Source organism: Sphingomonas trueperi, assembly GCF_040545665.1.
Classification (GTDB): Bacteria; Pseudomonadota; Alphaproteobacteria; order Sphingomonadales; family Sphingomonadaceae; genus Sphingomonas; species Sphingomonas trueperi_B.
Genome location: NZ_JBEPMH010000005.1, coordinates 262,481 through 276,774 on the forward strand (window position 1 = coordinate 262,481; position 14,294 = coordinate 276,774).

The window sequence follows — 14,294 nt, forward strand, 5'->3', positions numbered from 1 at the left end:
ATCCTTATTCGTAGCGCAGCGCGCGGGCGGGCTCGGCGCGGGCGACGCGCCAGGACTGGCCGATGACGGTGGCCACCGCGATCAGCACGGCGACGGCGGAGGCGAGCAGGAAGTAGAGCGGCGACAGCCCGATCCGGTCGTCGAAAGTGGAGAGCCAGCGTTGCATCGCCACCCAGGCCAGCGGCCAGGCGATCAGGTTGGCGAGCAGCACCGGCCGCAGGAACTTCGTCACCAGCAGCTGGAGGACGTCGCGGGTGGAGGCCCCCAGCGCCTTGCGGATGCCGATCTCCTTGATCCGCCGCGTGGTGTCGAACGCCGCAAGGCCATAGAGGCCGATGCAGCCGATCGCGATCGCCAGCACCGCGCCCATGGTGAACAGGCGGCCGCGGCGCGTGTCCTCCTCGTAATAGGCCTTGTAGAGATTCTCCTCGATGGTGCGGCCCTGGAACGGCTCGGTCGGAACGATCCGCTTCCACGCGGCTTCGACGGCGTCGGCCATCTTCTGCGGGTCGCCGCTGTAGCGCAGCGTGATGTAGGCATCGTTCAGGGGGCGGGTGTCGAGGCGATAGAAGGTCCCGCTGATCGCCTGCCGCGGCCCGAGGAACCGCAGATCGTCGACCACGCCGATGATCGTCATCGAGGCATCGCCTTCGATCTGCTTGCCGATCGCCGCCTGCGGGCTGGCGAAGCCGAGCAGGCCCGCTCCCACGCGATTGATCACCACGTTGAAGGGCGCGGTGCTGCCCTTGGCGCGGAGCGCGCGATCGTCGGCGGGGCGCGAGCGATCGAACAGCCGCCCCGCGACCAGTCGCGCGCCGAAGGTATCGAAATAATGATCGCCGACGCGCACATCCATCAGCGAGGGCGCGCGGACGCCCTGCATCCCCGGCTGGTACAACGTCGAGAAATTGGTGAGGCTCTGGTCGCCCGGGGCGTTCTGCGCCATCGTGACGTGGCTCACCCCGGGCAACGCCGCGAAGGTACGCATCAGCGCGGTCTTCTGTTCGGGCAGCACCGACCCGCTGTTGAGTGAGCGCACGACATAAAGTCCGTCGCGCCGGAAGCCGAGATCGGCGTTCCGGACATGCGCTGCCTGGGCCAGCATCACGGTGGTGCCGATCGCGAAGGCGATGGCGATCGAGAACTGGACGACGACCAGCCCGGCGCGGACCCGTGCGCCGGCGCGGCCGCCGCCCGGCGCACGCGCGGCGGCGAGCACCGCGGCGGGGCGGAAGCCCGCCAGCACCGCCGCCGGGTACAGCCCCGCGACCCCGCCGACCACCAGCACCAGCGGCACGAGCAGCAGCAGCACGCTGTTCGCGCCCCAATAGTCGATCCGCAACGCCATGCCGCCGAGCGCGTTGATCAGCGGCAGCGCGATCTCGGCCAGCGCCAGCCCGATCACCGCGGAGAGGAGGACGGTCAGCATCGCTTCGGTGAGGAACTGGCGGGTGAGCGCCCGGCGGGTGCCGCCGAGCACCTTGCGCACCGCGACTTCTCGTGCGCGAAGGCCGGCGCGCGCGGTGGCAAGGTTGATGTAGTTCACGATCGCGATCAGCAGGGTCAGCACGCCGACCGCGCCCAGCGTCGTGACCACCGCGCGATCGGACGGTGCGTAGAGGTGATTGTCGACCAGCGGGCGCAGGCTCTGTTCCCATTGGCCTTTTTTGAGGTTGTCGCCAAACACGCGGCGCTCCGCGAAGCGCGCCAGCTCGCCCTCGAATTGGTGGGCCGCCGCGCGGTCCGGAAAGCGCAGCAGCGTCACGAGCGAGGTGCTGCCCCAGTGATCGAACCATTCGGTGGCGAAGCGGGCGGGCACCAGCGGCACGAACAACTCGGACGTGTAGCTCATGTCCTTGCGCATGTCGGCGATCACCGCGCCTACCCGGTAGGTGTAGGGCGTGCCGTTGGCGACGACGGTGAGCGTTCGGCCGATCGGCGAGAGCTGGCCGAAATAGCTGGTCGCGGCGCGCTGGGTGATCACGATGCCGTCGGGATCGGCGAGGGTGCGGGTGGGGTCGCCGGCAAGGACGGGCAGGCGCAGCAACTGGAAGAAATTGGGGTCGACGGCGGACAGCGCTTCGCGGGTATTCACCGTGCCCTGGCGCACCGTCGCATCCATTGCCGCGATCCGCGTGCCCTGCAACTGCGGATAGTCCGCGCGCAGCTGCAGCAGCTCGTTGCCCATCGTATTGGGGTTCGGCGTCTCCGGGTAGCCCGGCATGTGATAGTGTTCCTGGACGATGTAGAGCTGTTCCGCGCCGGGTATCCAGCGGTCGAAGCCGGTCTCGAACCGCACGAACAGGCTCAGCACCAGGAACACGGCGATGCCGAGCGCCAGCCCGCCGATGTTGAGCGCGGCGAACAATTTGTGGCGGGTCAGCGCGCGGTAGAAGCTGGTCAGCGCGGAGGTCATGGCGTCACTCCCGGTTCTCGGGTGGCGGAAAGGTGGCGGAGCAGGGCGACGGCGAGGAGCAGCAGCACCAGCACCGTCAGCACGCGATCGAGCTTCACGCCGCCCGCCGCACCGCGGACAGGATCCGCCCGTCGAGCATGTGCACCGTGCGCTTGGCGATATCGGCATGCGCGGGCGAGTGGGTGACCATCACGATCGTCGCGCCGTCGGCGTTCAAGCGGGTGAGGATGTCCATCACCTGCGCGCCATTCTCGGTATCCAGGTTGCCCGTCGGCTCGTCGGCGAGGATCAGCCTGGGCTCGCTGACGATCGCGCGGGCGATCGCGGCGCGCTGCTGCTGGCCGCCCGAGAGCTGGTGCGGGTGGTGGTTGCGGCGGTGCGCGATGCCGACCCGGTCCATTGCCGCATCGACGCGCTCGCGCTTCTCGCGCGCCGGCATCGAGCGATAGGCGAGCGCAAGCGCGACATTCTCGGCGATGGTCAGTTCGTCGATCAGATTGAAGCTCTGGAACACAAAACCCAGCCGGTCGCGGCGGAGCTTCGCCAGCTGCGCCTCGGGCACCTTGGCGATGTCCTCGCCTTCGAACAGATAGGCGCCGCTGGTCGGCCGGTCGATCGTGCCGAGGATGTTGAGCAGCGTCGACTTGCCGCAGCCCGAGGGGCCCATGATCGCGAGGAATTCGCCCGCCTGCACGGTCAGGTCGATTTCGGCGAGCGCGGTGGTCTCGACTTCGTCGGAGCGGTAGGCGCGGTGGATGGCGTTGAGCTGGATCATGGCGGGCTCCTAGTGGATCAGCAGGGTCTGGTAGGGGGCGTAGGTGCCGAGCGGCGTGGTGATGATGCGGTCGCCGGGGGCGAGGCCGCTGGTCACTTCGACCTGGTCGGGGTTGCGGCGGCCGGTAGTGATCGCCCGGCGCACGGCGCGGCTGTCGCTGGTGAGCGCGAAGGCGGTGGTGCCGCCCGCGTCGAGCCAGCCGCCTGACGGGGCGACCACGGCGGGGCGATCGGCGCCGAGGGTGAGGCGTACGTCGAGCGTCTGGCCGCGGTTCAGCCCCGCGGGCGCGGCGCCCTTGAAGCCGAGCTCGACACGAAATCGCCCCTCGGTGACTTGGGGAAGGACCTTGATCACGGTGAGCGGCAGGCTGCGCCCGTCGAGGTCCGCCACCGCGGAGAGGCCGGTGCGGACGCGGCCGAGATAGAATTGGTCGATATCGGCAGTGAGCTTCCAGGCGCGTTCGGAATCGACCTGGCCCACCGCGTCGCCTGGCTTGATCATCTGGCCCGGCTGGAGGGTAAAGGCGGTCAGCCGCCCGGCGACCGGTGCGCGCACGACGAGCGCGGCGAGACCGGCGAGGGTCATGGCGAGGCTCTCTCGCAGTTCGCCCGCGGTGGCATCGACGCCGGTGGACTGGTCGGCGAGCATCTTGCCCGCTTCGGCGGCGCTGCGGGTGAGCGCGGTGAGACGCGCGCGCTGGTACGCCACCTCGTCCCGCAAGGGGGTGACGGCCGCGGCGGTGACGATCTGCTTGTCGAACAGGATCTGCTTCTGGCGAAGCAGCGCCTCGGCCTTTGCGAGTTCGTTCCGCGCCGAGGCGATCTCACGCTCGGTCTGCTCGCGGCTCTGCTGGATCGACAGGCGCTGGCCGCTGATCGAGCTGAGCTGCCCGGCGATGTTGGCCGAGCGGCTGGCGACGTCGAGCGCCAGCGTCGGATTGGCAAGCCGGGCGAGCGGCGCGCCGGCGGCGACCGACTGGCCGTCGCTGGCGATCAGCGCCTCGACCTGGCCGCCGCTGATCGCGGTGACGTACACGGTTTGGAGCGGGGCGACCTGGGCGCGCAGCGGCACATAGTCGGCAAAGGCTTCGCGGGTAACGGGCGCGATGCGGATCGTGGCCGCATCGACGGCGAGGCTGCCCGAGCTGGGCAGGAACCACCACAGCGCGGCCGCCGCAGCGACCACCGCCAAGCCGAGGCCGATGCGAACCGCCAGCTTGCGGCGGCGTGCGTTCGGGCGCTCGATCCGCCGGTCCATCGCGGCGCCGTTTGTGTGAAGAGGCGTAACGTCCATGGCGGACAGTGTACGGTACGTCCGCGTGCACTCCTAAAGCACTGACATTATTAGGTAATATGAAAGAGGCTGGCGCTTCGAGTGAACAGTGTCCAAGCTAGTGTCCGATTCCGAACACTGAAGTGGAGCGGTCAAGCCTGTGCCAACCGAATCGCCGACCATCCTGGTGATCGACGACGATCCCGACATCGTCCGCGCAGCGACCCTGCTGCTCGAACGGAACGGCATGCGCGTGCTCGGCGCGCCCGATCCGGACGCCGCCTGGGTGTGGCTGGCGGAGGGACCGGTCGACGCGATCCTGCTCGACCTCAATTTCGCGCGAGGGCGGACGAGCGGCGAGGAGGGGTTCCGCATGCTCGACCGGCTGATCGCCGCCGATCGCAACGCGGTGGTCGTTGTGGTCACCGGCCATAGCGGGATCGCGGTGGCGGTGCAGGCGATGCGCGGCGGGGCGAGCGACTTCGTGATCAAGCCGTGGAGCAACGAGCGGCTGCTCGCCACCGTCGAGCGGGCGGTAGCGCTGCGCCGGGCGAAGCTGGCCGCCGCCCCGGCGCCGAGCGGCGAGGAGGCGCTGCTGTTGCTCGGCGAGGCGCCCGCGATCGAGGCGGCCCGCGGGCTGATCGCCCGGGTGGGGCCGACCGACGCCGCGGTGCTGCTCACCGGCCCGGCAGGGAGCGGCAAGACGCTGGCGGCGCAGATGCTGCATCGCGCCTCGGCCCGCGCCGAGCGGCCGCTGGTCACGCTGGATGCAGCGGTGGCCGATCTGGCGATGATCGAGTCGCGGGTTGCTGCGGCCGAAGGCGCAACGCTGCTGATCGAGGCGGTGGACCAGCTCGCGCCCATGCTGCAGCCGGAACTGGCACGACGGCTGGGCGGGCTGCGCGTGCTTGCCACCAGCCGGCGCGACCGGTCGAGAACCCGCGCGGCGCTGAGCGATGACCTGCGCTTCCGGCTCAACACGGTGGAGATCGACCTGCCGCCGCTCGCCGAGCGGGGCGGGGATGCGCTGCTGCTCGCCCGGCATTTCTGCGCGCTCTACGCCGGGCGCCACGCCCAGCCCCTGCGACCGCTGACCGACGAGGCGGCGCGGGCGATCGCGGCCGATGCCTGGCCCGACGGCGTGCACGGCCTGCGCCAGGCGATCGAGCGCGCGGTGCTGCTCGGCGGCGGCGAGGCGATCGATGTCCCCGCATTGGGACTCAGCCTGCCCGAGGACATGCTGGAGCCGCGCGCGATCAAGGCGGACCTCAACCTGGGGCGGAGCGAGGCGACGCTGGTATCGGCGGCGCTCAAGCGGCATGCGTTCAACGTCAGCCGCGCGGCGACGGAACTGGGGCTGACGCGCGCGGCGCTCTATCGGCGGATGGCGAAATATGGGCTTTGAGCGACATTTCTTCCCTCCCGTAAGCGGGCGCGACGCCCCATTCTCCCCTCCCGCTTGCGGGAGGGGCAGGGGGAGGGTGTGTGAGGGAAGCCGAATGCCTGACTGGAAGAAGGGGGCTGCGCCGCTCCAGCGAATCTTCGGCGGTCCGCTCGCTTCCCTCACACACCCTTCCCTAGCCCCTCCCGCAGGCGGGAGGGGGACAAGAAGCGAGAGAGGGAATTGCAGCGGGAGGGACGGCGCTTGGGCATGACCTCCAGAGGCTGGGCGGCGCTGCTGCGCGGCATGTTGCTGCTGCTGGCGGGCGGTGCGTTCGCCGTGGCGTGGAGCGCGGGACTGTATGCCAGCGCGCTGGTGTCGGCGCTGGCGGCGCTGTGGGGAGTGGTGACGGGAATCGTCGAGGCGCAGCGGCCCAAGCTGGTGCCGGTGGCGGCGCCGATGCCCGCGCCCGACCCGGCGCATCGCGAGCGGCGGCTCACCGCGCTGCTCGACCTGTCCCCCGCGCCGATCGTCACGCTCGACGGCGAGGGGCGGCTCACCGCGATCAACCGCGCCGCGCGGCGGCTGTTCGGCGCGGCGGACCTAGTTGCCGACCCGCCGGCGCTGCTGGTCGAGGCGATCGGCGATGCCTCGGGCCGCGCTGCCACCGTGGCGATCGAGGGGCGCAGCTATGCGCTCACCACCAGCGACTTCGCGCTCGGCGGCGCGCAGAGCCGGCTCGCCGCGCTGATCGACATCGACGCCGAGCTCAAGGCGGCCGAGGCGGCGACGCTGCGCGACCTGGTGCAGGTGCTGAGCCACGAGATCGTCAACGCGCTCACCCCGATCGCCTCGCTCAGCCGCACCGCCGCGGACATGCTGGAGGAGCCCGCGCCGTCGATCCCGGCGCTCCGCGATGCGGTGGGCACCGTAGCGCGCCGGGCGGAGGGCCTGCAGCGGTTCGGCGAGGCCTATCGCTCGTTGGCGCGGCTACCGGCGCCGCGCTTCGCCCCGCTCGACCTGCGCGAGGCGGCGGAGGATCTGGCGCGCCTGTTCGCCACCCGCTGGCCGGACGTGCCGTTGGCCTTCGAGGCGACAGCGCCGCTGCGCCTGCACGGCGATTCCGACCAGTTGAGCGCCGCGCTCTGGGCGCTGCTCCAGAATGCGGCCGAGGCGGTTGGCGGCGAAGCCGGTGGGAAGGTGGGCCTGTCGCTGTGGCGGGACGAGCGCGCCGCTTATTGGCAGGTCCGGGACAATGGCCCCGGCGTTACCGAGGCGGATCGCGCCGCGATCTTCCGCCCGTTCTTCACCACCAAGTCGCAGGGCAGCGGGGTGGGGCTGGCGCTCGCCCGGCAGATCCTGCTCGCCCATGGCGGCGACCTGACGCTGCTGGAAGGCGAGGGTGGCGCGCGGTTCGAGGCGATGCTGCCGATCGCGCCGCAGGGCTGAGCAAAAACGGACCCGCGCCGCCCAGGGAGGCGACGCGGGCCAGGCACCGCAAACCTCAGGCCATCAGCACCTTGTCGACGGCTATGCGGAACTTCTCCATGTCCGCCGCCGAGCCGACGGTGACGCGCGACATCGTCGGATAGGCGGTCCAGGAACGGCCGATCTGGACGTTCTGGGCGAGCAGCGCCGCCATCATCTCCTTCGGCGCCTTGCCCTTCCATTCGACCATGAACATGTTGGCATGGCTGCCGGGCAGCACCTTCAGGCCGCGGCTCTGGAGATGCGCGATGGTCTTCTCACGCACCGCGATCATCTCGTCGCGCCGCGCCTTGATCTCGCTGGCGAGCGGGATCGAGGCGGTGCCGCACGCGACCGCGGTCATCGGCAGCATGTTGGTCACCTGCATGCCGTCATAGCGCATCATCTTGTCGTGCAGCGCCGGCGATGCGAAGGTGAGGCCCAGCCGCATGCCGGCCATGCCGAACAGCTTGGAGAAGGTCCGCATCACCAGCACGTCGTCGCGCGAAGCGACGAGCTTGGCGGCGTTGGGGGCGTCGGCGAAGTGGATATAGGCCTCGTCGACGATCAGCACCGCGTCCTTGGGCTTGTTCTCGGCCAGCCAGACGATGTCGGCGATCGGGGTCAGCGTGCCTGTCGGGTTATTTGGCGAGCAGACATAATAGAGCCCGGCGTTGGGATCGGCCGCCAGCATCGCCTTGACGTCGTGCTGGTATTGCGGCCCGAGCGGCGCCTTGGTCACCTTGGCGCCGATCCAGGCGGCGGTGCGCCAGATCTGCTCATAGGTGGGGTCGGCGGTGACGATGCCGCGCGTCGGCGAGGCGAAGGTGACGGCGGCGCGGTTGAGCGGATCGCTCGAGCCCGGCCAGGCTTTGATATGGCTGGCGGGAATGCCTTCGACGGTCGAGACGGCGGCGAACAACTGGTCGTGCTCGCCATTGGGTTCGTAGCGATTGCCGTCGGTTACGATCTTCATCGCCGCCGCCGCGCCGGCCGGCAGCGGTCCGGTCCAGCATTCGTTCGCGCCGATCCGTACCGCGCCGATCACGGCCTTAGCCGATTGCTGGGCGAAGGCAGGCGCAGCGCGGCCGAGCGCGACGGTGCCGCCGAGCAGCGCGGCGATGCGGCCCATGTCGCGCCGCGAATAGCCGCGGCCCCGCAGGTCTTCAGTGATTTCGGGCTTCTTGAGCGTTTCGGTTATGGTCATGTCGTGGTCCTCCCTGTTTCGATCGAAGACGCGCGTCAGAACTTCAGCGCATTGTGGAACATCACCAGCGCGATGACGATGAGGTAAATGCCGAATACCCGTTTCAGTATGGCTGGCTGTAAGGCGTGGGCAGCTGCGACCCCGAGCGGGGCGGTGAGCATCGACATCGAGGCGATGGCCAGCGTCGCCGGCAGGTTGACGAAGCCGAGCGAGCCCCAGGGCAGCCCGGGCTCGCGCAGGCCGATCAGCGCGAAGCCGATCGCGCTGGGGATGGCGATCAGCGTGCCGATGCCGCTGGCGGTGGCGACCGCGCGGTGGATCGAGCGGCCGCACAGCGTCATCACCATGATCGCGATCGTGCCGCCGCCGATGCCGAGCAGCGAGGAGAAGGTGCCCAGACCGCCGGCGATGGCGACGCGGGTGACGCCCCCCGGCATCTGATCGCTGATCACGCGGTTGCCCAGCTTGGGCACCAGGAAGTTGACCGACATCAGCAGCACGCCGGTGGCGAAGACCATGGTCAGCACCCGGCCGTCGACATGGCTGGCAAGCAGCACGCCGATGCCGTCGCCCAGCACCACCCAGGGCGCCCAGGTCTTGAGAATCTCGAAATCGACCGCGCCGCGCTTGTGATGGCTCAGCACCGATCGGATCGAGGTGATGATGATCGTCGCCGCGGAGGTGCCGATGGCGACATGGGCGTATTGGCTATGCTCGCCGCCGAGCAGCGGGAGCATCAGCAGCAGCGCGGGCACGACGACGAAGCCGCCGCCAATGCCGAACACGCCGCCGGCGAAACCGGCAGCGAGCCCGGCGACCAGCAGGCCCAGCAGGGGGATCAGCCAGTCCATGGATGAGGTAAGCAAAGGACATCACTCCCGGTTTATGTTCTCGCACGCGACAGGACCGGCCGAGGGCAGTGCCCCCGGCCGGCAGAGTTTCAGAACTTCAGGCTGATCCGGCCATAATAATAACCGCCGTTGATCCCGTAGGGCGAAATGGTGGGGTAGAGGTTGGACGAATAGCCGCGCGAGCCGGCGGCGAGTTGGGCCGAGCGGATATTCTCGAACGACCGCTGGGTCGGATAATGGTTGAACAGGTTGTTCGCGCCGACCGAGAGCCTGAGGGCTTCGGTGATCTTCACGCTGCCTTCGAGATCGGTGATGAAGGCGGCGTTGACCGGAACCTCCAGGTCCGCGCCCTTGAGCGGGCTGTTGCCGGGGGTCGATTCCAGCGCATAGACCTTGGAGTAATAGCTCTCGCGGAAGTTCAGGCTGAACCGGCCATATTCCCAGAAGGCGCCCAGCGTCGCGCGGAACTTGGGCGTGCTGTTCTCCAGCTCGATGATCGAATAATTGTTGATCAGCGCCGAGAGTGCCGGATTGGCCTTGTTGACGTAGAGCGAAGCGGGCAGGGCGGCGATGTTCTTGACCTTGTTGTCGTTGTAATTGGCCGAAAGCGTCCAGTTCACCTTCCCGAACCCGCTGTCCATGTCGTAGCTGGCGACGAAGTCGATGCCGCGGGTGCGCATCTTGGCGCCGTTGACGAAGGTCTGGACCGAGACGGTGCCGTCGATGTTGCGCTCGCCATTGACGTCGGTGAGCACATAGCTCGGAATGGTACCGCCCAGCGCGGTGGCGACGGCGTTGTAGACCGCCTGCTGGTTGTAGGTGTTGAAGGCGTCGGCATTGTAGACGACGCAGTTCGCCTTGTTGGAGCCGGCATAGCCCTGCGGGCAGTATTTGCCGTTGAAGCCGTAGAAGGTGCTCGAGATCAGGATGCGGTCGCGGATCTCGATCCAATAGGCGTCGAGCGTGACGTTGACGTGCGGGCTGGGCGTGAAGACGAAGCCGGCGCTGAAGTTGGTCGACTTCTCCGGCTTGAGTCCGCCGAAGCCGAGCGCCTTGGCACCGGCCGAGTTGGCGGGGAGTACGCCCGAGACGCTGTTCGGGCCGACATTGATGCCGGAATAGAAGCCCTCGGCCAGCGTCGGCGCGCGAAAGCCGGTGGAGACGGTGCCGCGGATCGCGATCGCCTTGGTGATGTCGTAGCGGCTGGTCAGCTTGAAGACGGTGGTGTCGCCGAAATCGCTGTAATGCTCGTGGCGGACCGCGCCGTCGATCAGCCAGGCCTCAACCGGCTTCACGCTGATGTCGAGATATTGCGAGAAATTGGTGCGCGAATGCTGGCCGGCGTCGTTCGGGCTGTAGCCGAAGAAGGACTGCGCGCCGCTGCCGTAATAGGAGGCCGGATCGCCCGAGACGATGCCATAGGTCTCGCGGCGATATTCGAGGCCGCCGGCGACGTTGAGCGGATCGGCCAGGCCGATGTCGAAGGCGTGGGTCAGGTCGAGCGTGCTCGTCCACTGGCTGGCCTTGAAGTCGCCATTGTGGAACTCGGTCGGCGTGAAGCCGGTGTCCTTGTAGAGTGCGGCGTTGGCCGAATTCTGGACGTACACGCCGACGAAATCGTCGCCATAGGTGGAGGCGATATCAAAGGTGGTGTCGCCGATCGAGCCGCGGAAGCCGCCGGTGACGGCGTAGTCGGTCTCGGAGATCGCCTCGAGCGGCTGGAAGCCGTTCGGGTAGAGCGGCACGCCAGCCTTGCTGACCACCACGTCCGGGGTTCGGACATTCTCATAGGCGCGGGCATTCTTGTGGCCGTAGCTGCCGAAGGTGTAGAATTCGAAGCCGCCGAAATCATAGCCGGCATTGACCATCACCGAGGTCTGGTCGACTTCCGGGTCGCCGAGGATGCGGTTGGTGTAGGGGTAATAGGGCAGGTTCTTGATGCCCGGATACAGCGTCAGATATTTGGTGGCATTGGCGTTGTTGCCATAGACCTGCGGGTTGATGTCGCCGCGGAAGCTGAAGCCCTTGTGCTTCTTCTCGGCGGTGATGTTCACATAAGCATTCTCGATCGGCGCGAAGCCGATATTGCCGGAGAAAGCGTAGGTCTTGCCGCCCTGGTCATAATAGCGGCCGCCGGTGACGTCGATGATGCCGCCGTGATCGGCCTTTTTTTGGATGATGTTGATCACGCCCGCGATCGCATCGGTGCCATATTGCGCGGCGGCGCCGTCCTGCAGCACTTCGATATGGTCGATCGAGTCCGGCAGGATGAAGCTGATGTCGGGCGCCGCGCTGCCGCCATAGGGGCCGCCGGCGACCGAGACGTTGGCGGTGCCGTGCCGGCGCTTGCCGTTGAGCAGGATCAGCGTGTGGTTGGGGCTGAGCCCGCGCAGCTTCATCTGCAGGTTGTGCGCCTGAAGGTCGCTGCCGAACGCCTGCGCCTGCACGCTCGGCAGGTTCTGGGCGAGCGCCTGGATCAGGTCCGGCTGGCCGGTGCGGGAGAGGTCTGCCGCGCTGAGCAGCTGGATCGGCGCGGGGCTGTCCGCGGCGCGCAGGCCGGTGACGCGGGTACCGGTGACGATGATGTCGTCGCCCTGTACCGGAGGCGCCGCGCTGTCCTGCGCGAAGGCTGGTGTGGCGCCGAGCGCCAGGGTGATGGCCAGAACCGTGAACGATGCCGTTTCGCGAAATTGCATTCGATCGTGCCCCCCGAAGGCTGATGGTTGTCGTTCGTTCGTTCCTCAGATTGCGGTCTGTTCTGCTTTTCTCGTTCTCTTCCGTCGGCCCCGACGCGGGCATGACTGTCCCTCCCCGAAAGCGAGGCTTCGCGAACGGGATCGGTCGTGCCGACATTGGGTACGCAAGCGCGGCGTCACCTTGAGGCGCAGCCGCAAGTCCTCGTCCCGTGCTCCCATGGGGAGCACGGCGACATCACATCAAAACAGGTTCGAACCGGGCCCGCGCAAATCGTCGGACCGAATAATGGTACGACAGAGAAACTATCGCTTCTGTCGACCTGAACACGTCATCCCGACATGCCACCGATGTGCCCGGATCGCGTGGATCCCGGCGATGTGCCGTCTGAATTATTCGATAGGAGACAAGCCATATCGGTCACGAGAGCATGACCGTTTCCGCGGTGTCATCTGCTCAAGCAGCGCCGAAGCGTCGCCTGGAAATCGATAGTCGGTCATTTGATCACCCCGTTCTTGATCAAAGCACCGATTCGGACATCCGACCCCTGAGGTTTTTCTTTCTTGCTATCAGGATGCTATCCCCGGGGCGCACGGTGTCAATGCGCGAATGACGTATGTCGTAACGTTTCTGTCGCATATACGACACATGGCCCGCTCCATCGCTGGAACGGGCCATGCGGCTCTATTAATACATCAGGATCAGTGCGCGGCGCTGGTATCCACCTTGCCGCGCGGGCGGGGCGTGAACCAGATGATCCCGGCCGCGAACACGAAGATGATCGCCGACAGCAGGAACACATGGGTCGTCGCCAGGGTCAGGCTCTCCTGGTTGACGATGCGCTCCACCGCGGCGCGCACCTGGCCGATCGAGAAGCCCTGTGCCATCATCGCGTTCATCGTCGGATCGGTGTTCAGCCGCGAGACGATCTCGCTGCGGGCGATGCGCGAGCTGTCGTCCCAGATGCTCGTCGAGACCGAGGTGCCGATCGCGCCCGCCATCGTCCGCAGGAAGCTCATCACGCCCGCAGCCGAGGCGGTCTCCTCCGGCCGCACCGAGCCGAGCGCCAGCGTGGTCAGCGGGATGAAGAAGAAGGGCATGCCGAAGCCCTGAAGGAACTGCGGGAAGGCGAAGGTCCAGAAGCCGGCCTGGCTGTTCCAATAGACGCGGATCAGTGCCGAAACGCCCAGCCACAGGATGCCGAACGAGACCAGCAGCCTGGGATCGACCTTGTTCGAAAGCTTGGCGACCACCGGCGACATGAACACCGCCGCCACGCCCGAAAAGGCGGTGGCATAGCCGGCATAGGTGGCGGTGTAGCCCTGGCTCGACTGGAGCCATTGCGGGATGATCACCGCCGAGGCGAAGAAGGTGGCGAACGCGAAGGACAGCGACAGCACCGAGACCGTGAAGCCGCGGTGCCGGAACACCCGCAGGTCGACGACCGGGTCTTTCGCGGTAATCTCCCAGGCGAGGAAGACGAGGAAGCCGATCGCGGCGATCACGCCCAGCCACACGATCGTCGGATCGTTGAACCAGTCATGCTCGCGGCCCAGGTCGAGCATGATCTGCAGCGCGCCGATCCACAGCACCAGCAGCGCCAGCCCGCCCTTGTCGACGCTGAGCTTCTGCGTCGGCGTCTCGGCCTTGGTGAGCAGCCGCATCGCCCCGAAGGCGCAGAGCGCTGCGACGGGGATGTTGATGAAGAAGATCCAGTGCCACGACCAGTTGTCGCTGATCGTGCCGCCCGCGATGGGCCCGAGGATCGGCGCTACGACCGTGGTCATTGCCCAGAGGCCCATGGCCTGGGCATGCTGTTCCGGCTTGAAGATGCGCAGCAGCAGCGTCTGGGTCAGCGGCATCAGCGGGCCGCCGCACAGTCCCTGGCCGATACGGCAGGCGACCAGCATGCCGAGCGTCGTCGACATGCCGCACAGCACCGAGAAGATGCCGAAGCCGATCACGCCCAGGATGAACACCCGCACCACCCCGAACCGGCCGGCGAGCCAGCCGGTGAGCGGCACGCACACCGCCTCGGCGACGGCGTAGGAGGTAATGATCCAGGTACCCTGGCTCGACGAGATGCCCAGGCTGCCGGCGATGTGCGGCACAGAGACATTGGCGATGGTGGTGTCGAGCACCACCATGAAGTTGGTCAACGCCAGCACCACGCCGGCGAGGATCAGCGAGGGCCCCTCCAGGAAGCCCCCGCGCTGCGTCTGGCCGTTCAT

The 14,294-nt window shown here is 67.7% G+C and carries 9 protein-coding genes; 2 read left to right on the forward strand and 7 right to left on the reverse strand.

What is annotated here, in order from left to right:
• Nucleotides 1–4: 4 nt before the first annotated feature.
• The 3 genes from ABIC65_RS17035 to ABIC65_RS17045 all read right to left on the reverse strand — a co-directional run bounded on the left by ABIC65_RS17035 (nt 5) and on the right by ABIC65_RS17045 (nt 4,484).
• Nucleotides 5–2,416, reverse strand: coding sequence for an ABC transporter permease (locus ABIC65_RS17035; RefSeq protein ID WP_354310280.1), 2,412 nt, complete (start codon nt 2,414–2,416; stop codon nt 5–7).
• A 94-nt stretch (nt 2,417–2,510) separates the two neighbouring features.
• Nucleotides 2,511–3,191 (reverse strand): ABC transporter ATP-binding protein, encoded by a 681-nt coding sequence (locus ABIC65_RS17040; protein ID WP_141986029.1) that lies wholly within the window; start codon nt 3,189–3,191, stop codon nt 2,511–2,513.
• Nucleotides 3,192–3,200: 9 nt separating this feature from the next.
• Complete coding sequence (locus tag ABIC65_RS17045) at nt 3,201–4,484, reverse strand: efflux RND transporter periplasmic adaptor subunit (protein WP_354310281.1); 1,284 nt, start codon at nt 4,482–4,484, stop codon at nt 3,201–3,203.
• 139 nt (nt 4,485–4,623) lie between these two features.
• Here ABIC65_RS17045 and ABIC65_RS17050 point away from each other — a divergent pair, with 139 nt between their 5' ends.
• Nucleotides 4,624–5,868: a sigma-54-dependent transcriptional regulator gene (locus ABIC65_RS17050; RefSeq protein ID WP_354310282.1), complete on the forward strand. Its 1,245-nt coding sequence runs from the start codon at nt 4,624–4,626 to the stop codon at nt 5,866–5,868.
• 246 nt (nt 5,869–6,114) lie between these two features.
• Entirely contained in the window at nt 6,115–7,293 is a 1,179-nt protein-coding gene (locus ABIC65_RS17055; RefSeq protein WP_354310283.1) for a sensor histidine kinase, read from the forward strand.
• 55 nt (nt 7,294–7,348) lie between these two features.
• On the opposite strand, the gene ABIC65_RS17060 is transcribed toward ABIC65_RS17055, so the two are convergent.
• The 4 genes from ABIC65_RS17060 to ABIC65_RS17075 all read right to left on the reverse strand — a co-directional run bounded on the left by ABIC65_RS17060 (nt 7,349) and on the right by ABIC65_RS17075 (nt 14,294).
• The gene (locus ABIC65_RS17060; RefSeq protein WP_354310284.1) at nt 7,349–8,518 is read right to left on the reverse strand and encodes a pyridoxal phosphate-dependent aminotransferase; all 1,170 of its coding nucleotides are present in this window, start codon (nt 8,516–8,518) and stop codon (nt 7,349–7,351) included.
• A gap of 35 nt (nt 8,519–8,553) precedes the next feature.
• Nucleotides 8,554–9,369, reverse strand: coding sequence for a sulfite exporter TauE/SafE family protein (locus ABIC65_RS17065; RefSeq protein ID WP_354310285.1), 816 nt, complete (start codon nt 9,367–9,369; stop codon nt 8,554–8,556).
• 89 nt (nt 9,370–9,458) lie between these two features.
• Nucleotides 9,459–12,065 (reverse strand): TonB-dependent receptor plug domain-containing protein, encoded by a 2,607-nt coding sequence (locus tag ABIC65_RS17070; protein WP_354310286.1) that lies wholly within the window; start codon nt 12,063–12,065, stop codon nt 9,459–9,461.
• 699 nt (nt 12,066–12,764) lie between these two features.
• Nucleotides 12,765–14,294, reverse strand: a complete 1,530-nt coding sequence (locus ABIC65_RS17075; protein WP_354310287.1) for a DHA2 family efflux MFS transporter permease subunit — start codon at nt 14,292–14,294, stop codon at nt 12,765–12,767.